22 protein-coding genes, 1 pseudogene and 1 riboswitch are annotated in these 22,976 nt (G+C 64.1%); of the genes and pseudogenes, 11 read left to right on the forward strand and 12 right to left on the reverse strand.

All coding sequences use genetic code 11. The annotated features are described in order from the left end of the window. Positions 1-146: 146 nt before the first annotated feature. Positions 147-566 carry a DUF4148 domain-containing protein gene (locus AC1DSA_RS05940; protein WP_477887041.1) on the reverse strand — a complete coding sequence of 140 codons (420 nt, stop codon included), beginning with the start codon at positions 564-566 and terminating at the stop codon, positions 147-149. A gap of 245 nt (positions 567-811) precedes the next feature. Here AC1DSA_RS05940 and AC1DSA_RS05945 point away from each other — a divergent pair, with 245 nt between their 5' ends. The 5 genes from AC1DSA_RS05945 to AC1DSA_RS05965 all read left to right on the forward strand — a co-directional run bounded on the left by AC1DSA_RS05945 (position 812) and on the right by AC1DSA_RS05965 (position 8,270). Continuing rightward, complete coding sequence (locus tag AC1DSA_RS05945; protein WP_477887042.1) at positions 812-1,321, forward strand: hypothetical protein; 510 nt, start codon at positions 812-814, stop codon at positions 1,319-1,321. A 112-nt stretch (positions 1,322-1,433) separates the two neighbouring features. Next, positions 1,434-2,408, forward strand: a complete 975-nt coding sequence (locus AC1DSA_RS05950) for an alpha/beta fold hydrolase (protein ID WP_477887044.1) — start codon at positions 1,434-1,436, stop codon at positions 2,406-2,408. Further along, positions 2,405-3,619, forward strand: coding sequence for an efflux RND transporter periplasmic adaptor subunit (locus AC1DSA_RS05955; RefSeq protein ID WP_477887046.1), 1,215 nt, complete (start codon positions 2,405-2,407; stop codon positions 3,617-3,619). The genes AC1DSA_RS05950 and AC1DSA_RS05955 overlap by 4 nt, the downstream gene beginning before the upstream one ends. Positions 3,620-3,636: 17 nt before the next feature. After that, positions 3,637-6,864, forward strand: a complete 3,228-nt coding sequence (locus AC1DSA_RS05960) for an efflux RND transporter permease subunit (RefSeq protein WP_477887047.1) — start codon at positions 3,637-3,639, stop codon at positions 6,862-6,864. Between the two features lie 14 nt (positions 6,865-6,878). Continuing rightward, entirely contained in the window at positions 6,879-8,270 is a 1,392-nt protein-coding gene (locus tag AC1DSA_RS05965) for an efflux transporter outer membrane subunit (protein WP_477887048.1), read from the forward strand. 17 nt (positions 8,271-8,287) lie between these two features. On the opposite strand, the gene AC1DSA_RS05970 is transcribed toward AC1DSA_RS05965, so the two are convergent. The 5 genes from AC1DSA_RS05970 to AC1DSA_RS05990 all read right to left on the reverse strand — a co-directional run bounded on the left by AC1DSA_RS05970 (position 8,288) and on the right by AC1DSA_RS05990 (position 13,086). Then, positions 8,288-8,644 (reverse strand): DUF4148 domain-containing protein, encoded by a 357-nt coding sequence (locus tag AC1DSA_RS05970; RefSeq protein WP_477887049.1) that lies wholly within the window; start codon positions 8,642-8,644, stop codon positions 8,288-8,290. 209 nt (positions 8,645-8,853) lie between these two features. Beyond that, positions 8,854-10,137, reverse strand: a complete 1,284-nt coding sequence (locus AC1DSA_RS05975) for a catalase (RefSeq protein WP_477887050.1) — start codon at positions 10,135-10,137, stop codon at positions 8,854-8,856. A 24-nt stretch (positions 10,138-10,161) separates the two neighbouring features. Next, a complete protein-coding gene (locus AC1DSA_RS05980) occupies positions 10,162-11,115 on the reverse strand; it encodes an enoyl-CoA hydratase/isomerase family protein (RefSeq protein WP_477887051.1) in 954 nt (317 codons plus the stop codon). Positions 11,116-11,380: 265 nt separating this feature from the next. Further along, complete coding sequence (locus AC1DSA_RS05985) at positions 11,381-12,103, reverse strand: SDR family oxidoreductase (RefSeq protein ID WP_477887052.1); 723 nt, start codon at positions 12,101-12,103, stop codon at positions 11,381-11,383. A 212-nt stretch (positions 12,104-12,315) separates the two neighbouring features. Then, positions 12,316-13,086: an alpha/beta hydrolase family protein gene (locus AC1DSA_RS05990; RefSeq protein ID WP_477887053.1), complete on the reverse strand. Its 771-nt coding sequence runs from the start codon at positions 13,084-13,086 to the stop codon at positions 12,316-12,318. Between the two features lie 171 nt (positions 13,087-13,257). On the opposite strand from AC1DSA_RS05990, the gene AC1DSA_RS05995 reads away from it, so the two are divergent. After that, positions 13,258-13,650: a tautomerase family protein gene (locus AC1DSA_RS05995; protein ID WP_477887054.1), complete on the forward strand. Its 393-nt coding sequence runs from the start codon at positions 13,258-13,260 to the stop codon at positions 13,648-13,650. Here AC1DSA_RS05995 and AC1DSA_RS06000 read toward each other — a convergent pair. Further along, positions 13,638-13,880, reverse strand: a pseudogene (locus AC1DSA_RS06000) (peptide-methionine (S)-S-oxide reductase); the annotation flags it as partial. The gene AC1DSA_RS05995 and the pseudogene AC1DSA_RS06000 overlap by 13 nt on opposite strands. 137 nt (positions 13,881-14,017) lie before the next feature. On the opposite strand from AC1DSA_RS06000, the gene AC1DSA_RS06005 reads away from it, so the two are divergent. The 4 genes from AC1DSA_RS06005 (at position 14,018) to AC1DSA_RS06020 (ending at position 18,766) form a co-directional block, all read left to right on the forward strand. Next, complete coding sequence (locus AC1DSA_RS06005) at positions 14,018-14,506, forward strand: hypothetical protein (RefSeq protein WP_477887055.1); 489 nt, start codon at positions 14,018-14,020, stop codon at positions 14,504-14,506. Between the two features lie 10 nt (positions 14,507-14,516). After that, complete coding sequence (locus tag AC1DSA_RS06010) at positions 14,517-16,043, forward strand: phospholipase D-like domain-containing protein (protein WP_477887057.1); 1,527 nt, start codon at positions 14,517-14,519, stop codon at positions 16,041-16,043. Between the two features lie 262 nt (positions 16,044-16,305). Next, positions 16,306-17,991 (forward strand): ATP-binding protein, encoded by a 1,686-nt coding sequence (locus tag AC1DSA_RS06015; protein ID WP_477887059.1) that lies wholly within the window; start codon positions 16,306-16,308, stop codon positions 17,989-17,991. 322 nt (positions 17,992-18,313) lie between these two features. Then, positions 18,314-18,766, forward strand: a complete 453-nt coding sequence (locus AC1DSA_RS06020) for an Ohr family peroxiredoxin (protein ID WP_477887061.1) — start codon at positions 18,314-18,316, stop codon at positions 18,764-18,766. A gap of 38 nt (positions 18,767-18,804) precedes the next feature. On the opposite strand, the gene AC1DSA_RS06025 is transcribed toward AC1DSA_RS06020, so the two are convergent. Continuing rightward, entirely contained in the window at positions 18,805-19,245 is a 441-nt protein-coding gene (locus tag AC1DSA_RS06025; RefSeq protein WP_477887063.1) for a response regulator, read from the reverse strand. A gap of 315 nt (positions 19,246-19,560) precedes the next feature. On the opposite strand from AC1DSA_RS06025, the gene AC1DSA_RS06030 reads away from it, so the two are divergent. Then, complete coding sequence (locus tag AC1DSA_RS06030) at positions 19,561-19,920, forward strand: hypothetical protein (RefSeq protein ID WP_477887065.1); 360 nt, start codon at positions 19,561-19,563, stop codon at positions 19,918-19,920. Positions 19,921-20,202: 282 nt separating this feature from the next. On the opposite strand, the gene AC1DSA_RS06035 is transcribed toward AC1DSA_RS06030, so the two are convergent. From AC1DSA_RS06035 to AC1DSA_RS06050, 4 genes are all read right to left on the reverse strand, one after another. Further along, positions 20,203-20,691, reverse strand: coding sequence for an RDD family protein (locus AC1DSA_RS06035; RefSeq protein WP_477887067.1), 489 nt, complete (start codon positions 20,689-20,691; stop codon positions 20,203-20,205). A gap of 170 nt (positions 20,692-20,861) precedes the next feature. Next, on the reverse strand, positions 20,862-21,296 hold the full coding sequence (locus AC1DSA_RS06040) for a helix-turn-helix domain-containing protein (RefSeq protein ID WP_477887069.1): 435 nt from the start codon (positions 21,294-21,296) through the stop codon (positions 20,862-20,864). Between the two features lie 79 nt (positions 21,297-21,375). Further along, the gene (locus AC1DSA_RS06045; RefSeq protein ID WP_477887071.1) at positions 21,376-22,074 is read right to left on the reverse strand and encodes a hypothetical protein; all 699 of its coding nucleotides are present in this window, start codon (positions 22,072-22,074) and stop codon (positions 21,376-21,378) included. A gap of 387 nt (positions 22,075-22,461) precedes the next feature. Then, the gene (locus AC1DSA_RS06050; RefSeq protein WP_477887073.1) at positions 22,462-22,821 is read right to left on the reverse strand and encodes a hypothetical protein; all 360 of its coding nucleotides are present in this window, start codon (positions 22,819-22,821) and stop codon (positions 22,462-22,464) included. A 47-nt stretch (positions 22,822-22,868) separates the two neighbouring features. Then, positions 22,869-22,970: riboswitch (SAM-I-IV-variant riboswitch) on the reverse strand. Positions 22,971-22,976: the final 6 nt, after the last annotated feature.

Raw genomic sequence — 22,976 nt, forward strand, 5'->3', positions numbered from 1 at the left:
GCCGCCGTCCCTGCAGGCGAGGCAGCGCACAGAGCCTGCGGGCATTTCACGGTGATGCGCGGAACTGTGCCTGCGGCGATCGAGCCCGTTTCAGCACGATCGCCGCCTGCCCACCCGTGCCCTGCTACGGCCAAGGCCTGCGCTCCTCAGCGCTGCGTGGAGGGGCGCACGACGCCAGCGGTCCGCTGCCGCCAGCCTGCATCGCCGCGGGCCATGTACCGCTGCGGAAAGAGCTCCCGCTGGGTGAGCCCCGACTCGCCGTAGGCAATGTCGCCGTCGCGCACGGCTTGCAGCGTTTCGGTGCGAACCTGCTCGCGCGTCTTGCCCGCCACTTGAATGCGCGACGGGTAGGCGGCCGGGTTGCGTTCGTAGGCGGTGCCGCCCTCGCCGGAGACCTGGATGTCGCCGGTACGCTGCGCTTCCTTCAGCTCCGCGAGGACGTCGGCGCGCGACTTCGCACTCTGGATGCTGATCGCGAATTGCCCGGAGCGATCAGGGGTTTCGGCGTGTGCGGCAATCCCGGCGAGCGACAGCAGACCAGCGAGGATGAGGGAGGTGCGTTTCATGGTGATTTCCTTTCGGGGGTTGGCGGAGATGACTCCGATGCAGCCAATGTAGGCCGCGCTCTCCCGGAGAAAAAGAATGCGAACCGAAAGAGGCCGTTACGCGGCGGAGAACAATCCGGCTCGCGCCTTGCTCGTTCTCAATTCCGTAAAAGTGCATTGCGGCGAACGCGCTTTCTTCGCGCAGACTCGCTTCCTAAACTGCGCACTGTTGCCTCGCACCCTGAGTGCGCAAGGGGAGAGATTCAATGAGGGTCGTCCGCTCCACCAGCGCCATGATTCGCGTTCGCCGCTTCACGGTGGTCTCGGCCAAGCCGTTCGAGAACGTCGTGGAGAGTCTCACCTCCACGATTGGGCAACCCGATTTGCAGGCCTTTGGTGAGACGCTGCGGTTTGCCGATTGCCTCGAAGACCTGGTCGACGTCGCGCACGCGGTGGTCGGTCCTTCGGGTCTCATGGAATTCGGCCGCTTCGACGTCGGCGAATTGCTCCGCAAGGTACGCGGCCACGGGGGTGCGCGTCTGCTTCGCATTCTGGTCGGCAACCCATTGACCATGAAGGACTTGGCCGAGGCTGTTCCCGACGCCGCAGCGTATGAGCCGGTCACCATCCTCGTGGACGAACGGCCGGACGGCGTGCACATCTCATACGACTCACTGGCGAGTCTGCTCGCTTCGTACGGCAGCGAACGCGCAATGACCCTCGCCGAGCAGGTGGACAACACCGTCGAGGACCTGATGACCGTCGCAGCGCGCTAAAGCGTGGAATCGCCACTCGCATGGCGGGCATCCTGCCCCGTCCAAGGATGGATGGCGAACAGCCTGCCAGCACTTAAACATGACGTTGAAACAGCACTTCCATGGAGCACCCATGTCCCTTCGATTGATCAGGCACCTGCTCGCGCTCCCATTTGCCCTGGGACTCGGGCTGCTGGCCGCATGTGCAACTCCTGCCCTGCCTCCGACTCCATCTCCGAAAGCGGAAATCGGCACGATCGAGGTCAGTTCTGGCCTGGAGCTGCGCAGACTGGTTGTCCGAAACGCGCAAGCGAAGGGGACGGTGCTCCTCCTGCACGGATTTCCGGAGACGCTGTTCGCGTGGAAAGATATTTCGCTCGATCTGGGCGTTGACTACGAGGTTCACGCCTTTGACTGGCCCGGCTACGGCTTGTCTTCACGGCCATCGGCTGCCAAGTTCGCGTACGCGCCGCACGACTATGCGCATGTCCTGCAGGACTACATAGCGCATGCCCAAATCGACAGGTCAAGGCTCGTCATCTACGCCACGGACATCGGGGCGCTGCCCGTGCTCATGGCGGCTCTCGACGAGCCCACCATCGCGCGCAAGATCATCGTCGGCGACTTTGCACCGTTCGACCGGCCACAGTACATGCAGACCTCTCTGCAAAGCCTCAAGACGAAGTCTTCGTCCGAACCGACGCGCGCAGCCTTCAACAGGAATCGGGATGACATCCTGGAGAACGCGTACCGCCGCGGCTTCTCGAAGGAGGAGCAGTTCAACATCGCGCAAGAGTTCAAGGACGACATGCTGCGCGGGTGGGACCAACCCGAAATGACCTCGGCGGATGCGTTCTACCACTACTACTCCCATTTCACCGAGGACCAGCACTTCTTCGAAGCGAATCTCGCGCGGCTGAAGACGCCGGTCACGGTCATCTGGGGCGAGCGCGACTTCTATATCCAAAAGGAAATGGGCACCGAATTCGCCGGCAACGCGCGCCTGAACCTGGTTCTCCTCCCAGGCGTGGGGCACTACCCGCACTTACAAAGCCCCCAGCACACCGTCGACAGCATCCGGTCAGCGTTCCGCGAAGTGAGCCCATGATGAGAACAGTCTTCAAGAAGCGCGGCGCATTCGTGGTGGCATCCGCCGTGTTTGTGACGGTCGGCGCCGCGATGGCGATCACTTTGCACGCAGGCAAGCCCCCCGCCCCGAACTCGCCAGTGGCGCCCGCACCTATTCCGGTCTCGGTCGCGGCTGTTGTCCAGAGGCAGCTCACGGCCTGGGACGAATTCTCGGGACGACTGGAGGCGATCGACCACGTGGACCTGAGGGCCCGCGTATCGGGCGCGGTGCAAAGCGTCCACTTTCGCGAGGGAGCGTTGGTCAAAGCGGGGGACCTGATGGTCAGCATCGATCCCGCGCCGTACGCCGCCGAGGTCGAGCGCGCGCAGGCACAGGTGGCAGCCGCCGAGGCCCGCGTGCTTCACCTGCGCAACGAGCAGCAGCGTGCGGAGCGTCTCTGGCAGGAGCAGGCCATCGCCCAACGTGAGCTCGACGAACGCACCGACTCCGTGCGGGAAGCCGAGGCGAACCTGCGCGCGGCGCACGCCGTGCTCACCTCCGCACGGCTCAACCTCGGCTACACGCAGGTGCGCGCCCCAATCAGCGGACGCGCCGGAAAAGTGGACGTCACGATCGGCAACCTGGTTGCGGCCGGTCCTGGCTCCGCGGTGCTCACCACGCTGGTGTCCGTCACTCCGATCTACGCGAGCTTCGACGTGGACGAACAGGTGGTGCTGCAGGCGTTGAAGGACGTGCCCGGCGCGCAGGGCGATCGCAGCCACATCGGTCGCATCCCCGTGCGCATGGGCACCGGAGCGGACGCGGGAACGCCGCATGAAGGCCAGTTGCACTGGGTGGACAACAAGGTCGACGCACGTAGCGGCACGGTTCGAGTGCGCGCAAGCTTCGACAACCCCGACGGCTCGCTCTTGCCCGGCCAGTTCGCGCGCCTGCGGCTCGGTCGCGCCAAGACCCGGGACGCCGTGCTCATTTCCGAGCGCGCGCTGGGCACGGACCAGAACCGGCAGTTCGTGCTGGTGGTGGGGGACGACCAGAAGGCCGCGTACCGAGAGGTCAAGCTGGGGCCCAGCGTGGACGGACTGCGCATCGTGAATGAAGGCCTGTCGCGCGGCGAGCGCGTCGTGGTCAGTGGCCTGCAGCGCGTCAAGCCCGGAGCCGTCGTGGCGCCGCAGCCGACTGAAATGGCCGCGCAACCGGCGGACGGTGCCAGCGACGGCAGGCGCTCCTGAACGCGCATGGACCAGGCATGAACCTCTCGCGCTTCTTCATCGACCGGCCCATCTTCGCGGGCGTTCTGTCGCTGCTCATCTTCCTGGGGGGCCTGCTCTCGGTCCGGGTCCTGCCAATTTCCGAGTACCCGGAGGTGGTTCCGCCGTCCGTGATCGTGCGGGCGCAGTATCCCGGTGCGAATCCCAAGGTGATCGCCGAAACCGTCGCGACGCCACTCGAGGAACAGATCAATGGCGTGGAAGACTTGCTGTACTTTTCGAGTCAGGCCACCGCCGACGGCCAGCTGACGCTGACCGTCACCTTCCGGCTCGGCACGGATCCCGACCGAGCCCAACAGCTGGTGCAGAACCGCGTCTCGCAGGCCGAGCCGCGCTTGCCAGAGGAAGTGCGCCGCCTGGGAATCACCACGGTGAAGAGCTCGCCCGATCTGACCATGGTGGTTCACCTGGTTTCGCCCAACGACCGCTATGACCTGCCCTATCTGCGCAACTACGCGGTGCTCAACATCCGCGACCGACTGGCGCGCGTTCCCGGCGTCGGGCAGGTGCGAATCTATGGGGCGGGCGACTACGCGATGCGCGTGTGGCTGGATCCGCAGAAGGTCGCGGAACGCGGCCTGTCGGCGAATGACGTGGTGCGCGCGATGCGCGAACAGAACGTGCAGGCGGCCGCCGGCATCCTGGGCGCTTCGCCCAACAAGGGCATCGACGTGCAGCTTTCGGTGAATGCACTGGGCCGGCTGCAAACCGAAGAGGAATTCGGCAACATCATCGTGAAGTCCGAGAGCGGCGGCGCGGTCACGCGCCTGCGCGATGTCGCGCGGATCGAGCTCGGCGCGGCGGACTATTCGCTGCGTTCGCTCCTGGACAACAAGGACGCCGTCGCCCTTGCCATCGCCGCATCGCCCGGCTCGAACGCGATCGCCATTGCCGATGGCATCCGTTCCGAGATGGAGAGCGCGCGCAAGAGCATGCCCGAAGGCGTGGACTACACGATCGTGTACGACACCACCCAGTTCGTGCGGGCGTCGATCGAGTCCGTGGTGCACACGCTGCTGGAAGCCGTGCTGCTGGTCGTCGTGGTGGTTGTGCTGTTCCTGCAGACCTGGCGCGCCTCGGTGATTCCGCTGCTCGCCGTGCCGGTGTCCGTGGTTGGCACCTTCGCGGTGATGCACGTCTTCGGCTTTTCCATCAATGCACTCAGCCTGTTCGGCCTGGTGCTGGCGATCGGCATCGTGGTGGACGACGCCATCGTCGTGGTGGAAAACGTGGAGCGCAACATCGCGTCCGGTCTCTCGCCACGCGACGCCACGCTGCGCGCGATGCAGGAAGTGTCGGGTCCGATCATCGCGATCGCCCTGGTGCTCGTGGCCGTGTTCGTGCCCTTGGCCTTCATCAGCGGGCTGGCAGGACAATTCTTCCGGCAATTCGCCCTGACGATCGCGATTTCCACCGTGATCTCCGCGGTGAACTCGCTGACCCTTTCCCCCGCACTATCCGCGCTGCTGCTGCGAGCCCACGGCGCGCCGAAGGATGCGCTCACGCGCGGCATGGACCGCGTCTTTGGCGGCGGATTCCGGCTCTTCAACCGGCTGTTCGTGCGCGGCGCCACCCGCTATGCGGAAGGCGTGACCGGCGCGATCGCGCGCAAGGCGGCCATGCTCTGCCTATATCTCCTGCTCGCCGGCGCCACCGCTGCCCTGTTCCGGGCGGTCCCGCATGGTTTCGTGCCCGTGCAGGACAAGCAGTACCTGGTGGGGATCGCCCAATTGCCGGATGGCGCGACGCTGGACCGCACCGAGGAAGTCCTGCGCCGCATGAGCGAGATCGCGCTGAAGGACCCGGACGTCGTACACGCTGTTGCCTTGCCCGGCCTGTCCATCAACGGCTTCACCAACAGCAGCAACGCGGGCGTCACCTTCGTGGGCCTGAAGCAGTTCGATGAGAGGAAGGAGGCGCAGCATGGCGCTCCGGCCATCATCGCGCGCCTCAACCAGAAATTCGCCGCCATCCAGGACGCCTCGGTCGTGCTGTTGGCGCCGCCGCCAGTACAAGGGCTTGGCACCACGGGCGGCTTCAAGCTGCAGCTGGAAGACCGCGCTTCCCTCGGGTACGAAGGGATGGACGCGGCCACGAAGGCCTTCCTCGCAGAGGCACGCAAGGCCCCCGAGCTGGCACGCTTGTGGACCAGCCTGCAGGTGAACGTGCCGCAACTCTACGCGGACGTCGACCGCACGAAGGCACTCCAGCTCGGAGTGACCGTGACCGACGTCTTCGCCACGCTGCAGGTCTACCTGGGCAGCCTGTACGTCAACGACTTCAACCGGCTGGGCCGCACGTACACCGTCCGCGTGCAGGCGGACGCGCCGTTCCGGGCTCATGCGGAGGACATTGGCACCCTGAAGGTCCGCTCCGCTCAGGGCGAAATGGTGCCGCTGTCGGCGCTCCTGAAGGTGGATACCAGCCACGGTCCCGAGCGCGCGATCCGCTACAACGGCTTCTTGTCGGCGGACATCAACGGCAGCGCCGCTCCCGGTTTTTCGTCGGGGCAGGCGCGCGCAGCCATCGAGCGCATTGCGCAGCAGACGCTGCCGCCAGGCGTGGCCTACGAATGGACCGACCTCAGCTACCAGGAGATCCAATCGGGACAATCCACGTCGCTGGTGTTCCTGCTGGCGGTGCTGCTGGTCTTCCTGGTGCTCGCGGCCCAGTACGAAAGCCTGCTGCTCCCGATCTCAATCATCCTCATCGTCCCCATGGGCCTGTTGGCCGCCATGACGGGCGTGTGGCTCTCCCACGGGGACAACAACGTCTTCACCCAGATCGGCCTCATCGTGCTGGTCGGCCTGTCCGCGAAGAACGCAATCCTGATCGTGGAGTTCGCGCGGGAACTGGAGTTTGCCGGCAAGAGCCCCGTGCAGGCCGTGGTGGAGGCTGCCCGACTACGCCTGCGACCGATCCTCATGACCTCGTTGGCCTTTGTTATGGGTGTGTTGCCGCTGGTGCTCTCCACGGGGGCCGGCGCGGAAATGCGCCGGGCCATGGGAGTGGCAGTGTTCAGCGGAATGATCGGCGTGACCGCCTTCGGACTGTTCCTCACGCCGGTGTTCTACGTGCTGCTGCGCCGGGTCGCCGGCAATCGGCCTCTGCATCGCCATCAAGACGCCCACACTGTGCCGCACGCACCGGCCGCAGGTGCGCACGCGCGCCCGTTGCCTGCAGCACCGCGGCACGGCGAATCATGAGGAGGGTTCGTCCGATGAAGCACCTGCTTTCCACTGCCCGGCTTTCTGCCCTGGCCGCCTCGCTCGTCCTTGCAGGCTGCAGCAACCTGCCCGCGATCGATGCCACGCAACTGCCTGCAACGCCGGTGGCGTTCAAAGAGGCGCGCACCGCGACGGGGAGCCCGACGCCGCCTCCACCTTCCGGCGCCTGGTGGCAGGCATTCGATGATCCGGTTCTGAACGATCTGGTGCGGCGTGCGCTGGAGCGCAACGACCGCATCCAGATTGCGGCCGCGCGGCTCGCGCAGGCCCAGGCGCTCGTGCGCGGGGTGGACGCGCGCCGATCTCCTCAAATCGGACTGGGTGCGAGCGCTTTTCGCGGGACGCAATCGCAGACGGGCAATGTGCCGATCACGCGGCTTGGCGCCAGCGGCATCCTGTCCTATGAGGTTGACGTCCTGGGCAAGCTCTCCCAGGCTACCGATGCAGCGCGACTCGACAGCGAATCACGCGGGAGCCTGCTGCGCAGCGCCCGGCTGCTGGTGCAGGCCGAAGTCGCCCAGACCTACTTCAGCCTGCGCGCCCTGGACGAAGAGGGGGCGATCGTTCGCGACACCGTCGCCGCTTACGGCGACACGCTGCGGCTCACCGAATCGCGCCTGCGCGCAGGAGACGTCGCGCAGCTGGATGTCGAGCGCGTGCGCAGCGACGCGGCGGCCACGGAAGCGGATGCGGTGGTGCTGCAGCGGCAGCGTTCGCAGCTCGAACATGCCTTGGCGGTGCTGGTCGGGGAAACTGCATCGGAGTTCCAGGTCGCTGGAGGCGAATGGAGTGCGACGCTGCCGAGCGTTCCCGGTGGAGTGCCCGGGACCGTGCTGACCCGCCGGCCCGACGTCACAGCTGCGCAGCGGCAGCTGCTGGCCGCGCAAACGCGGGTGGGAGTGGCCCAGTCCGCCTGGTTTCCTGACGTGCAGCTCACGGCGGCGGGTGGCTTCGCATCGGCCGACCTGTCCGACCTGCTGAAGTGGTCGGCTCGCAGCTGGGGCCTTGGCGCTCTCCTTTCCTTGCCGATCTTCGATGGCGGCAAGCGGGACGCCGGCATTGCCGCGGCTCGTGCCGACATGGACGCCGCATTCGCCGGCTACCGAGAACAGGTGCTGGTGGCGTTCCGCGACGTGGAGGACCAACTCTCCGCCCTGCGCCTGCTGGAAGAACAGGCGCGTGTGCAGGAAGTTGCCGTGAGCTCAGCGAGCCGTGCCACGACCCTGTCCCAAGCGCGTTACCGCAACGGCTTCATCGGCCAGCTGGAGCTCCTGGACGCGCAGCGCAGCGAGCTGAGGAACCGGCGCCAAGCGACGCAAGTGCGCGCAGCGCAATACCAGGCCACCGTAGGGCTGGTGCGCGCACTCGGCGGATCCTGGGACTGACCCGGCCCTGGCCAGGTCTAGTTGGAAGCCTGCGCCGGCGCGGTCGCACGGGGCACTGCCACCACACTCGCATTCGGTGCGTTTCGCAGCTGCGTCACCAGTTCAGCGTACTGCGGCGACTGGCGAAGGTGCTGGTAAGTGGCATACGCCTTCCGGTAGCGGTAGCTGTTGGTGTCCACGGACTGTTCGCCTCGCGTGAGGTCTGCGAGGCCGGCGAGACGCCACATGTGGTAGTCGGCGATGACTTCCGCCCGAGTGAGACCAGACTGGACCGGCTCGATATTCGCGGGGACGGGGATCTGCAAGGACTCAGCACCTGCGTGTCCGGCTGCGAACGCGAGGCTCAGGGCTGCGAGGGAGAAGAGGCGTTTCATGGTGATTCCTAGGGGTGAGCGCGGCAGCGCCGCGACCACTGAAGACTGAGGACGGGAACCGGCGAGATAAGGCGCGGGTGCAAGAAGACAGAGTTGGCGAATTGCCAACAATGCGGAGAACGAAGGTGACACGGAACCAAGCTTCGCAGCAAAAAGAAGCCCGGGGAGTCCGGGCCAGTTTGTTCGGCGTGCCGGTGCTTCGATGCGGGCTATTGCTGCAGCACCCACTTCACCAGCGAGCGCGCCTCCGCCTCGCTTACTTGCGAATTGGGGGGCATGGGAATCTGGCCCCAGACGCCGGAACCGCCCTTCAGGACTTTCTCCACCAACTTTGCTTCCGCACTCCGGTCACCTGCGTACTTGGCAGCAACGTCCTTGTAGGCAGGTCCGACTAGTTTCGCTCCGACCGCATGACAGTTCAGGCAGTTCTTGCTCTTGGCAAGTTCCTCGCTGGCCGAGCGCTGCTGCGACGGTGCCGCTGCGACTTGGATCATTCCGCTTCCGGTTGCGCGCTGGCCGAAGCTGACCGCATACGCCGGAAAGCGCAACGCCAGGACCGGGTCTGCGGAGGGCTCAATGCCTGCCGGCAGGGAGACCGGGTTGAACAGAATCGCCCTGTTCGCCTCTGGGTCCGCGATGAACTTGTCGATGGTGATCGTTCCCAGTTCGACCACCTGATTGCTGGCGGGCCAGGCTTTCGCCGGGTCGTTGACGTCATCGATGGGGCTCGCAACTTGCGCCAGCAGCGTGAACTTCACCGGTTCCTTGTGCAGGCGTGCCGGGAGCTCGTCCATCAGGTAGTCCTCCGCTGCGCTCGCACCTTCCGGCTCCGGCAGATACCGTTCCCCAGCGGCGGGTCGAAGCCGGTAGCGCGCGTAGTGGCTCTCGCCCGCCGCGTTGGTGAACTTGAACGCGTTCAACCCGAAGTAGGTCATCGTCGCGAAACTGACAGGCGCCGGATGAAACGAATCGAAATAGGCCTGCGTTGTCGGATGGCCGGCGATGAACTGATCGAGGGGCGTCGGTTTCGCCACGGCGGGTCCACTGGCGATCGCCGCATTGAGCAGCGCAAGGAATTCCTCGGGCGTCGACACGGGGAAGGCCTTGGCCGTGTTGGTCACGATGTCCGTTGACGTTCCGCCCCCGAGATGGAACCGGATCGCGATACCGTGCGGGCGTGCATCGCGCGAGGCATCCCGGAAGTGAATGCGTCCGCTGTCGTTGGAAAAGCGGACGGTGATCGGCACCGGCTCCGCGAAATGCGGAGCCTTGCTGATCTCGCGTGCCGCAGCAGACGGCACGAACCGCCCCGAAGCCATGACGCCCTTCGCATGGTTGGCGCGGAAGCCCTCATGCGGGCCGCCTGCAATCGTGTTCAGTGCCGCTACGAGCGCAACGGACAGCGGTTGCTCGGAGGTGGCCGGTGTATCGGCGCGTGCAGCTTGTGCCAACGCGGCGGCCAGGCCACAGGCGATGAGGAAGCGTGAGTACATTTGCGTTCTCCGGCGACCTCGGGGTCAGTTGGACGGTGCGTTCAACCTGCCGGTGTAGTCATCCAGGCGCTTCTCCAGGTCCTGGTTGGTCTGCAGGCCCTGCTCCATCAGCTTGCCTATGCGCTGCTGCGCGGCAGGCCGCTGCACGGATGCGATGAAGGCCTCCCACTCCGCGCCGATCTGTTCGTTGGTCGGCAGACTGCTCGCGTCGACCAAGCGCTTGATGTCGGCAATGGTCTGCTTGTCGAATCCGGCAATGCGGCGTGCCAGCGCATCGACGAAGCCATCCAGCTTTGCGTCAGGCAGCGCACGATTGACATAGCCATAGCGCTCGGCGAGATCCCCATCGACATAGGTCCCGGTCATGAGCACTTCCAGCGCACGGCCGCGCCCCATGAGGCGCGGAAGACGCGCCATCGGCCCACCGCCCGGAGCGAAACCAGCACCGATTTCGAACTGCGAGAGCCTAGCGTTCTCGCGGCTGGCAAAGCGCATGTCGCTGGCCAGCGCCAATTCGCTGCCGACGCCGGTGGCCCGGCCCCGGATGGACGCGATGGACACGACCGGCGCCTTGCTCAGGCGCACCAGCATGTCGGGCAGCTGGGGGAGACCCGTGGGGCCCAGGGGCAGCTTGGTGGTATCGGTCAGTGGCGGAATGAAGTCGTAGTGGGTCAGGAAGAAGCCCGGCACGTCGCTGTCGAAGACCACCACCTTAACCCGTGGATCCGTCTCGATCGCAGTCACCACCTTGTTCAGCTGGGGCATCGTGTTCGGGCCGTAGATGTTGAACGGCGGGTTGTGGAAGGTGACACGCCAGTATTCGGGTGTAACGCGCGTGAGCCGTACCTGGTCGGGTGCGTCGGTGACCGACCGGCGCTGGGCCGCCGGCGCGCCCATTGAAGACTCGTCCGCGTGCGCAGGAGAAACCAAGGCGGCAGCGGCCGCGACAAGCACAGGAAAGATCAATTGCAGTTTCATGGCGAGTGTCCAATCTGGTGACGGCGGGTTCAGGAATGTGGAGCGGTCTGCGCGAACGCAACCGCGAATCCAGCATACGAGCCACGCAGCAAACGCCGCCCGGCTGAATCCATATGCGCCCGTAAAGCGGAGGTCCCACAGCGAAGTACGACCATCGGGGGAATCTCGCGTTGGCACGCGAGGAGCGACGCTGTGCACGAAAGAGCTCGCCTCCGGGCAACGGCAAGAGGCGATCGGTTGGGATGATCGACGTCGTCCGCGGCAGTCAGGCGTGTGCAGGCTGGCCGCCAAGGTAGAACGCCTTGTCACCACCCAGCGTCCGCTTGATGGACTGCGTGCCTTCGTCCGCGATCACCTCCTCCTGCCCCGTTTCGAGCGCATCCAACGCGCGGGTGACGACCTCGTCCGGGCTCGTCTTCTTCATGTCGAAGCCCTTTGTCATGTCGGTGTCAATGAAGCCAACGTGCAGCCCCAGCACCTGGATGCCTTTCTCTCGCAAATCCGTGCGCGTAGCGTTCGTGAAACTCCAAGCGGCAGACTTGCTCGCTGCGTACGCCGACACCCCCGGTGGGGAGTGCCACGTCACTTCCGAAAGCACATTCAAGATCGCGCCTTTCCCGTTCGCCTCGAGGACGGGCGCGAACGCCTGGGTGGTCAGCACTACCCCGTAGAAATTGGTCTCGAAGATCTCGCGAGCCGTCTCTATCCACCTCGCGTCCAGGGTGCCCACTAGCACCCGCGCGATACCGGCGTTGTTCACCAGGAGGGTCACATCGGAACAACGTGCGGCGGCCGCGGCAACCGAGGCCGGGTCGGTCACGTCCAGAGCCACAGGTACAAGTCCCGCAATCTCCTGCGCTGCGCTGTCCGGGTTTCGCACACCGGCGTACACCTTGCTGGCCCCTCTCGCGAGCAACTCGCGGGCAAAGGCGAGGCCAAGGCCTCTGTTGGCTCCGCTGACGAAGGCAATGGCACCACGGACATTCATGCTGTTTCTCCTTGGGAATATCGGGTTGAGGGACCGGTCGGTAAAAAGGAGGCTTCGGTGGCAGTCATTGCCGCAACGACGGATAGCCCTCTGTGTAAATCCAGTCCGTCATATTCATAAACGCTCGAGGTTCCGAAGTAACGTCCGGGGACAGAAGTGGCTGCCGATTCCTCGGCCTGATGAAATCGCCATGGCGACCGCTCTTGCCAGCGTCATTGCGCGACGGGCGTCAGATAAGGCGAGGCCCAGGCGGAAATCACATTCGCTGCGTAATCGGCGTCCCTGGAACGCGTGAGAAGGTGGTCCGCTTCGTGCAATGCGACGAAGCTTTTTGGATGCAACGCAGCATCGAAGATGGCTCGCGCATTGGCGATCCCGACGGTCCGGTCCTGGGTTGCATGCAACACAAGCAAGGCACGTCGCAACTCCTGGATGCGAGCGGCCTGATCCTGCTGGCGCAAGTCCTCCAGGAACGTGCGATTCAGATTGAACCGCCTGCCGCCGATGTCCACTTCCGCTTCCCCGACATCCGCCAGGGTTTCCAGGCTGTCACCGAGCAGGTGCGTCACGTGCGCGGCGTCGAAGGGAGCACCTATGGTGGCGACGGCTTGCACGGACGCGATCCTGCTTGCTGCGGCGAGCACTGCCGCGCCTCCCAGGCTGTGCCCGATGAGGAGTTGAGGTTTCGACAAACGATCGGACAGGGCCGCGGCGGCCGCCACCACGTCGAGCACGTCCGCGCTGAAAGTGCTGTCCGCGAAATTTCCCTGGCTCAGCCCCAATCCTGCGAAGTCGAAGCGCAGCACGGCCATGCCGCTTCGGGTGAGGGCCCGCGCAACCCGCACCGCGGCGACGGACGTCTTGGTGCAGGTAAAACAGTGCGCGAAGATCGCCACGGCCCTTGGCGTTCCCGGCGGGAGCTCCAGCACGCCGGACAGTCGCTGTCCTTGAGCGCCGGAGAAATCGAAGGATTGTTTGACCATGACTTCTCCGAGATTTGTTTGCCAGTGTGGATGGGCGCTCGGAAAGGATCACCCCACCAAAGACCGATGCGCTGGTGCACCTGAGCTCCGATGATTGCGATTGCCGGCGGGTTGTTCCGCGGCGTCACGGCGAGATCCGTTCGCTTGATTCAGATACGCAAGGAGAAGCACATGCCCTACATTCACGTTCAGATTTCCGGGACCTCAGAGGAGCAGTTGGCAGACGCGGTCGCTGCGCAGGCGAGCGAACTCACCGCCAGGCTGCTCGGGAAGGATCCCAAGTTGACGGCGGTCGTAATCGATTTCATCTCGCCGTCGCGTTGGATCGTCGCCGGGCGAAAGCTGTCGAGCGGCGATGAGCGTTCGTACCATTGGATGGTCACCATCACGGACGAAACGAACACCAAGGCCGAGAAGGCTGCTTACCTGGCTGCCGTTCATGCAACCATGCTCAAGCTGCTCGGCAAAGTGGCAGAGCACTCGTACGTGCACGTGGCGGATCTACGAGCGAGTGCATACGGCTTTGGCGGAATCACCCAGGAACATCGTTATCAGCACGGCTGAATGCGTTCACCTGGCTCGGTGTAGCCGTCCACATGCTTGAGCAAGTAATCCTGGTGCTCCGATTCGGCCTCCCAGAACTCGCCCGCAGGCGTGACTTCGGTGACCACCTTGCCCGGCTACAGCCCTGAGGCGTGGACATCGGTGATGGTTTCCTGGGCGACCTGCTGCTGGAGCTCGCTGCCATGGAAGATGGCGGACCGATAGCTCGTGCCCGCCTCGTTGCCCTGTTGACGGGGTTAGGCCGAAGGATGGACGCGTGTATCGGCCACTGAGCGCATGCGCCAACGCACACCCGAGAACAGACTGGGTCCGTCTCGCCAGCAATGTGCAGCGAGGCGACTCAACCCGCTCTCACCAGGACCACCGCATGAACCCGCGCCACCTAGCCTTCACGCTCACGTTGACCGCCTTGCTGTACATGGGTCCTGTGGGCGCACAGATCCCCCAACCCGAGCAGGCAAGCCCGTCCTTGGCGGACAAGAGCGCTGCACAAAAGCAAGATCGCACAGAGCGCAAAGCGCGTCGTGCGCAGGCACGAGCCGACCACCCCCGCTCGCCGACGGAGTGGGATCGCAACCAGAACACACGCACGGCGGCAAGCGGCACGCGAGAGTCCCGCAAGCAGGCCAGCCAGGAAGCCCGCGCTGTGGTGAAGCAGCAAGCCCGGGCCGGCGAGCTTCCACAGCCCAACGACGAGTGGAACCGACAGCAAAGTACTCCTGTGCAGGCACCTGCGACGCACGAGGAACGCAAGGCCGAGCGAAAAGCAATCCGCGCGGAGGTGCGGCAAGAAAATCTCAGGGGCGAAATTCCGATGCCATCCGAAGCCGGCCTCGGGTACGCCGGCGAGAGATGAGGACGTTCGCGTGCGGTGGCTCGCTGCGCTGCTGGCTGTCCTGCTCGCAGGCTGCGCATCCCTTCCCGCGAGGGACGCGCAGCATGCATCGTACGCGCTGGGGGAGGTTGCGGGCACGCAGCTCGCAGACATTGCCGCCCGCTCTCTGCCTGCCGGCCAGAACGGCTTCAGGCTGCTGAGCGAAGCAGGCGATGCACTTGGCGCCCGGCTGGCGCTGATCGAACGGGCGCAGCGCACGCTGGACCTGCAGTATTTCATCTGGAACGCCGACAGCACGGGGCGAACCATGCTGGCAGCGGTGCGGGATGCGGCCCTGCGCGGTGTGCGGGTGCGATTGCTCCTGGATGACCTGTACACCTCGGACACGGAAACGCTCCTTCAAGGGCTGAGCGGCTTCGATGGGGTCGAAATACGGTTGTTCAATCCCTTCCCGTCGGGCCGTGCGTCCCTGTTCGGCCGAATCGCCGGCTCGCTCGGAGACATCAGGCGCATCCGGCATCGCATGCACAACAAGCTGCTGGCGGTCGACAACGTGGTTGCTATCACGGGGGGCCGCAACATTGGCGACCCCTATCTCATCGCCGGCAATGGAAGCTTCTTCGACGCGGACATACTCGCGATGGGGCCTGTCGTTCGGGAGCTGTCGGAGAGCTTCGATCATTATTGGAACAGCGAACGCACCTACGCGGGCGCGCTGTTCTGGCCAGACTCCTCGCAAGCGGACCGACGCGCACAGTTTGCAAACGATATAGGACAGTTCAGCCCATCGCCAGGTCGGGGTAGTGCACCTTACGTCCCGCAAACCGCAGTCGTCTCGGACGCCGCGAGTCAGATTGCCGCCGGCAGCGTGCCGCTGCAGATCTGCAGCTCGCGCCTGTTCTTCGATTCGACAGACAAGGTCGTCGGCGCCAACCTCGTGGACGCCACTGGCACAGTCCATGAACGAGTGATCGATGTATTCGTCATGGCCCGGCGAGACCTCTACGTTGCATCACCCTATTTCGTGCGGGGACGCGCCGGCCTCGAACGCATCAGGAGCCTGCGCGACCGGGGCGTTCGCCTGCGGCTCCTGACGAACTCCGCATCGTCCACCGACGAACCGCTCGCACATGCCGTGTACCTGCGCTATCGCGTGCCATTGCTCGAAGCAGGCTTGGACTTGCGGGAGTTCGCAGTGCCCGCTCCAGCGGAGACCGAGTCGAGCAGCCTCAGTGCCAGCGGGCTCCACGCCAAACTGGCCGTCATCGACAACCGCTACGTGTACGTGGGGTCCCTGAATTTCACGGGCCGATCAGAGCGAATCAACACGGAGCTTGGACTCATCCTTGACTGCCCCGAGCTTGCATCGCAAGTGGCGGCCTTGATGGAGGCTGCCCCCGCGTACCACGTGCGGATGAAACGCGACGGATTGGGGCTCGAGTGGGTTGACCCACGCCAATCGCCGCCGCGCATCTCCCGTGTCGAACCGGGGACATCGCTCTGGCAGCGCATCAAGAGTTCGGTGTTGGGCCATCTCGTGCCGGAAGGCGAGATATGAGCAAGCGGCAGGAGCACGACGGTCGGCCCCCTCCCATTCGGGCATCGCGCTGGCGTCAACGGCCGGTCCGATGACACAGCAGGCCTATACGCTGCGCTGCAATGGCGCGCCGGAACGCACCAGCGCCCCGGGATGAACCTGCCGGCCCAGGAGCACCTCCGCGCGAGCCTTCCGGACGACCTGCATCACCCTCAAAAGGTATAGACGGAGCGCGGAAACACGCGCATGCTCGCTGCGCCAGCAGCTTTGCGAAAGGATCAGCATGTCCACCGTCCTTGACGAGGTCGTCGACGTGATCCCGGGGCAGCGGAAGCGTGCTGAAACGCTTCTCGCGGGCGAGAAGAAGCTTCTCGAGATGGTCGCCACGGGGTGCCCGCTCCCTGTCATCCTGTATGCGCTCTGCCAGTTGTTCGAGCAGATCACGAACGAATGCACCTGCAGCGTCGTGCTTGTCCATGCAAGCGGCAAGTTCCTTCAGCAAGGCGCATCCCCCAGCCTGGATCCCGAGTTCACGAAATCGATCGACGGCCGGCTGGTGCACGTGGATAACGGTCCGTGCGCCATGGCGGCATGCCTGAACGAGCAGGTGGGTTCGGCAGACGTCTCCACGGAAACGCGGTGGTCGTCCTATGGCTGGTGCAAGCTGGCGCTTTCGTTCGGTGTGAAAGCTTGCTGGTCGACGCCGATTCGGTCGAGTACCGGCCGGGTCGTCGGCACCTTCGGCCTTCATTACCACTACCCTGCAACACCCACGCCGCTGCACCAAAGCCTGATCGAACAATTCACGCACCTGGCCAGCATCGCCATCGTACGGGCCCAGGAGGAAGAGGCCTTGAAACGCAGCGAAGCTTTTCTCGTCGAGGCACAGCGGCTGAGCCTGACCGGTAGCTTTGCGTGGCCGGTGGCGTCGGACGTCGTCACATATTCCGAGCAGACCTACCGAATATACGAATTCGATCCTGCCCTGCCCGTGACGCTGGATTTGATCGCAACGCGGATCCACCCCGAGGACATCCCGCTTCTCCGGGACATGATCCGCCGGTCGAGGCAAAACGGAGATGACCTTGACTACGAATACCGGCTGCTCATGCCGGATGGCTCCGTCAAGCACCTGCATCTCGTGGCGCACGGGACGCGCCACAACCATGGCGAACTCGAGTACATCGGCGCGATCCAGGACATTACCCAACGGCGCCGGTCTGAGCTTTCACTCGAGAAAATTCGCTCCGAACTCGCGCAGGTCTCGCGGGTCACGAGCCTTGGAGCTCTGACAGCCTCCATCGCCCACGAGGTGAATCAGCCGCTCTCCGGGATCGTCAGCAACGCGGCCGCCTGCGCGCGGATGCTTGCCGCCGAGCCCGCCAAGGTGGAGGCGGCGCAGGAAACCATCCGCCGAATCCTGCGGGACGCGAACCGGGCATCAGAAGTCATTACCCGTCTGCGCGCCCTGTTCGCCCGAAAACCACTCCGAACGGAATCCATGGACCTGAGCGAGGCCACACGCGAGGTCATTTCCTTGTTGCTGGGGGAACTGCAAAGAAACCGCGTGATCCTGGTGACAGACCTGTCCGCGTCGCTCCCCGCCGTGCGCGCGGACCGAGTGCAGATCCAGCAAGTCATCCTGAACCTCCTGCGCAACGCTTCCGAGTCCATGTGCGGGATCGAAGATCGCCCGAGGGAACTACTGATCCGGACAGCCCGTGAGAAAGGGGATCGCGTTCTCCTCACTGTGCAGGATTCCGGGCTGGGGCTAGCCCCGGAGGTGGCGGAACTCGTGTTCCAGCCCTTCTACACGACGAAGACCAACGGCATGGGCATCGGCCTGTCGGTCAGCCGATCGATCATGGAACGCCACCAGGGTCACATCTGGGCGGCGCCCAATCCCGGCGTCGGCGCAAGTTTTTCGTTCTCGCTCCCACAGGCCGACGCGGCGATCAACGCTTCTTGAAGGAGCTTCAGGGGCCGGCACACGCGCCCGCCGCGATCAGTGTTCGCGCTGACCGTGCCGCTGAGCCCAGCGCTATTAAGTCTCAAGCAGGCAGGACCACGCCAGCGATGGACACTTGGGCGCCTGGGCACAACCAGCGGCCGTCGTTAGCGCCGTCGAGATTTCTCGCTCTGAGCTGACGCGAGAAGCCGGCCTGATGCCTCACCTCTGTCCACTCCGGGCTCAGGTCTTGTGTCGGACGACGTTGCCGCAGCAATCTCCCAAAATTGCTTCCGGGCCGCGCGCATCCGCCGGGCCCGAAACGTCACGCCACGGAGCTCCCATGACCAAGATCCAGACCGTCCTGTTAACAGGCAAGACCCACACGAGACCCAGCCAGCGCGAGGGCACTTCCCGCGACGGTGAGACCCGCCTCGACATCGATCTGTCGACGCCAAACGACGACAACGCACGCTACGCATACACGGGAATCGCTCCCCACCCCACCGCGGAGCAGCTGTTCGCCGGCGCGTGGTCGGCCTGCTACTTCGCCGCGATCGAAGCCGTTGCTAAGGCGAAGAAACTCTCGCTGCCGCACGATGTGTCCGTCGACATCGAGGTGGATTTGGGCACCGCGGGCAAAGCATATTTCCTGCAGGCACGGCTCAACGTCAGTCTGCCGGGCCTGTCACGTGAAGTCGCCGAGGCGCTGGCTCACGGAGCTCACGAAATCTGCCCGTATTCCAAGGCCACGCGTGGCAACATTGACGTTGAGGTGAATGTGCTCACCACCTGATGCGTCGGAAGCGCAACGCTCGCGCTGTTCTGCTGCCCTCAGGATCTGGCCGGCTTCCTGTCGGTGGCAGAGTGACGTGAGCCAGCCGCGAGGTGTGATGCACGATCGACCCGCAAGTCCGCGACGCGGTTCGCCCAGCGTGCGAAATCGCGGCTGTGGGCCCTGTCGAATACCACATCGGCTCCGAGTTTCAGGCAGTGCTTCTCGATGTCTTCGCTGAGGTGGCCGCTCAGCACGACTACGCAGCCGGTGGGGTGTGTTTTCCGTGCGCGGCTGATCACACCAAAGCCAGACCCTTGCGCCAGCATTAGGTCGATAACGGCCACCTCCCAGTCCCCCCTGCGCTCTTCTAGCCAGCGCTTCGCTTCGGCTTCGGTTGTCGCGGTCCCGACGCAGTCATACCGGTCGTCGCGAAACACTTCGTCCCACAGGGAATGCACGTTGCCCGTGCCCTGGACCAAGAACACTTTGATTCCCACGTACTTCTCCCTCAACGACTCTGACCAGCTACCCGCCACTTCTAAGTGCAATTGTGTGGCGAGGGTTCACTGCACGTGTTAACGCAAGGTGAAAGTTGGCCGGCAATGGTGCGACGCGCATCGGCGCGTCGTAGGCACTCATCAGCAACTCGACTGTTCGGGGGACGGCTGGTTACGGCCGAGTCCTCCGCACGCGCCGCCCTGAGTTGGCCTTTCGGAGGAGTCTCACGCTGGACGTACGCCCCATGCGATGCGCTGCGCGCCATTCCATCATCCGACGTAATGCGCCGTCAGCCCAACCAACAGGAGAGCTTCATGACACGCAATCTCGCCACCATTGGCGCACTCGCCTTCGTCCTGGCAGCAGGACAAGTTAACGCACAGGCGCTGAAGGTCCAGGTGCCTCAGGACGTCGAGCCGGCTCGCTCCGAGCTCACGCACACCCAGGTTCTGGCAGATTTGCACCTCTATCGGTTGGCGGGGATGTACGAACTCACGCGCGGAATAAATGTGTTCGACGCCTACAGCTACCCGTATAGGAAGCGCAACGCCACCTATCAGCAACTGCGGCAATCGCCCCAGTACGCGGAGCTCGTGAAGGAGCTGGAGCGAAACCCCCATGCGCAGGTCGTCGGGGCCCCAACCTTGCCTCCGACCGCAATGGTTCCGAACTGAGGCGTCGGTTGAGAGTCGGACGTTCCCGACTTTCCTCCACCAAGGGGAGGCGATACCTCTTCGGGATGCCCATATCGAGTGCGAAGCGCAACTTCAATTGATTTACGGACCTTGCTGGGCGGCCGACTCGCAATCCACCGGTCAATGGGTCGGAGTAGGAGGCAGCGGCATTTCGCGCCCATGTGACTGCCGCGCGGCGTCGCTCGTCACACGGTAGCTCAGTCCTACCCCGGTAAGTACCCCCATACGCCACCAGCAGCCCCACCAGCTTCACACGAGCTCTCAGAACCGAGGCTCAGTGGCTTTAAACGTCGGCTCACGACGTGAGAACTGCACGCGTTCGGTTCCTGCGGGCCGAACCACAACCGTCCCGGCGATCTTGTCATGCCAACCCTGCTTCTTCCGATCGAGGCCGACCCACAGGAATCCAACTCCAAGCGGCAGTGCAGAAATGATGTACCCGACGTAACGCAGAGCCGCTTGACCTGCTCCAACAGGCTCACCCGTATCCGCGTCAACCACCTTGGCCGACATCGCCATCTTGCCAGGCGTGGCGCCTTGGTGCACCCAAAAGGCGATAACGGCAGCTGCCGGGAGAACCACATTGATCACTATGTCGGCGGGCCCCTGGAAAGTCTTTCCTGTGAGCGAGACGTATTGACCGTATACAGCGATCGTGAGAGGGGCGGTGATGATCAACTGCAGTAGCAGGTCGATCACGCTTGCCGCAGTCCTCGCCCAAAAGCCGACGTACTCCCAATCGTTATCCATCGAGCCCCCTTGTTTTCTCCCATTGTCCTAGAGGCACATTTCGGCGGATAGAGTGTTGTAGCGCCTAACAGACGGACTCGACGCCAGCGTTGAAAGCAGTCGAGCGCGCACGACTTGCGCCAGTGCTACCGGGGCAAAGAGCGCGGGCGGATTCATCGGCAGGTGACGCCCTAGGCTCCTTGAGCCAAGCGCGCTAATGCTTCATGTCGTCCCATTTTGCGAACGACAGCGATGGCCTCCAGCTGCCCTCTACGAGGTCGAACTTCGCCCGTCTCCCATTTGTAGATGGACTGCCCGCTCACCCCGAGCAGCCGACCAAAGTCGGCAGCAGAAAGACCAAGTCGCTTTCGATGACTGGCCAGGCCGGATGGCCTGAACCGCAGGCCTGACTTTGCCTCGACTTCCCGGCCTGCATCCTTGGGACGTCGCGAACTGGTCGAGGCCCGCTCGAGCTGCTTTTCTAGGTGTTCCACTTTCCTGCGCAGGGCAGCAATGTGCGTACGCTGTTGCGCGGTCGCCTTCTTCAGAGCGGCGATCTCTCCGCGAATCTCCTTACGAGAAAGCCGCGAAATCTCCGCTTTCAGCACTTCTGCGATGTTGGGCATGCTGCATTATGGGCGGAGGTCGCCGGGGCGTCGCGAAGCGCTCCAGGACCACGACCAGCAGGCATTGCGGGTCCTAAATCTACTGAAGCGCCCGCCCTGCCAGGTCTTTCGTCTGCCGTGCTTGCAGCTCCTTGTCGTGGTGAATGCGCAGCAGGAGCTGGTCGATGTCGTTGGGCTGGTCAACCTTGTTCATGTCGTGAGCCTCACGTTCAACGGCCGTGAGCTTGGCAAACGCACTAGCCAGCCGATCCAGGGTCTCGGCCCTTCCGCGCACCCCAAGGAGCCTGTCGATGGCCGCTCCACGTGCAGCATCGTCTTCGCGGCAGCTCTGGGCTTCAATACCGATCAGGTCCTTGAGCTGGGAGGCGAGCTGCAATTCGGCCAACAGCTCCACTGCCAGCTCCATACCCTTGCGAGCTGCGGCCTGGTGCTCTGCTGCCACCTCCACGGCGGTGAGTGTCGCCTTCCTGAGACCGGCCTCGTACAGGCGCACCTGTTCGGCACCGATTTCGGCGCCGATTTCCTTCGCGCGTGCCGCTGCTACGGCTGCATCGGCCTCACTTGCTGCTGCGCGAACCGCGGCGCCGTCACCACGCTCCCAGCCTTCACGCTGCGCCTTGTTGCGCAGGTTCGACTCGGCGATGCCGTGCTTCTTCGCGATCTGTCGGATCGCAAGCGCTCCGAGACGGAAGTCCGCCTGAACCGCCAACCAATCGATGTCACTTCTTCGACCCATAGTTACGTACTCATTGTTCTGATGTTCAGGTACATACAGCACCTGTTTCGCCTTTGGTGAACAGACTCAGCCTCCTACGGAGCACGCCGAGCCTTTACGCATTCGCCCATGGAGCCACGCGACTCGCCAGCCTTTTCGACGTTGGGGTGCTGGCTTCGCCGCCCCGTTCCCTGTTCCGACGTCTATCCCGCAGTAAGGTGTTCACTACCAGGCCTGCCGTTAACCGTCGCACTGGAAGCGTGTCGGCCGTGAGCCTGATGGTTGCCAGGTCGGCGACGTTGAAGCGAAGCTGTGTTCGCTCAGGAGATTTAGAGTCCCTGAAGGTCGAGAACGTTCGACCAATCTTGCGAAAAGGATGCCTAGCGCTTGCATTTTCTAATCTGCCGACAGGATTTCGCGTATCCGAATCATGGATTCGGCGTTGTCGGGTCATCCGATCCGGCTTCGGAACGTCTCCAGCGCTTCGTCCCAGTTCACCGGCGCTATGGTCAACCTATCGGTGCCGGGAAACTCTTTCCCCACATCGCATCGGTTCAGCGGCAGCAGCCAAGCATCGGGGTGCTCCACCAACGACTTCCAGAAGACGACCTTCGACACCAGACGTCGTCGCTTGGTCTCCACGAGGTACGGAGCACGGATCACGGGCTTGATTACCCAGCACGGCAAGCCGAGTTGCCGGTTCGTTTCCAGCGGACCACGGACGCACACAATCCTGCCCACGTTCGTACGGCACGGCGGCGTGTCGTGGATGACCAGAGCCAAGATGCCCGGAGAACAACGCAGCCCCATGGGAGCTCCTCTGCCGCTGCCCGCTCACGAAAGACCCGGAAGAGCCGCGGTGCCGGCTTGGTTGCCCTCCAGGGCCGCATCGCCTTTTGGCAACCACCTTGCTCCGGAAGCAGGTTGGTGGGGTCAGCGACCCACTCGAGATGCGCCGCGATTCT

Source organism: Ramlibacter sp. P4_H7 (assembly GCF_056400765.1).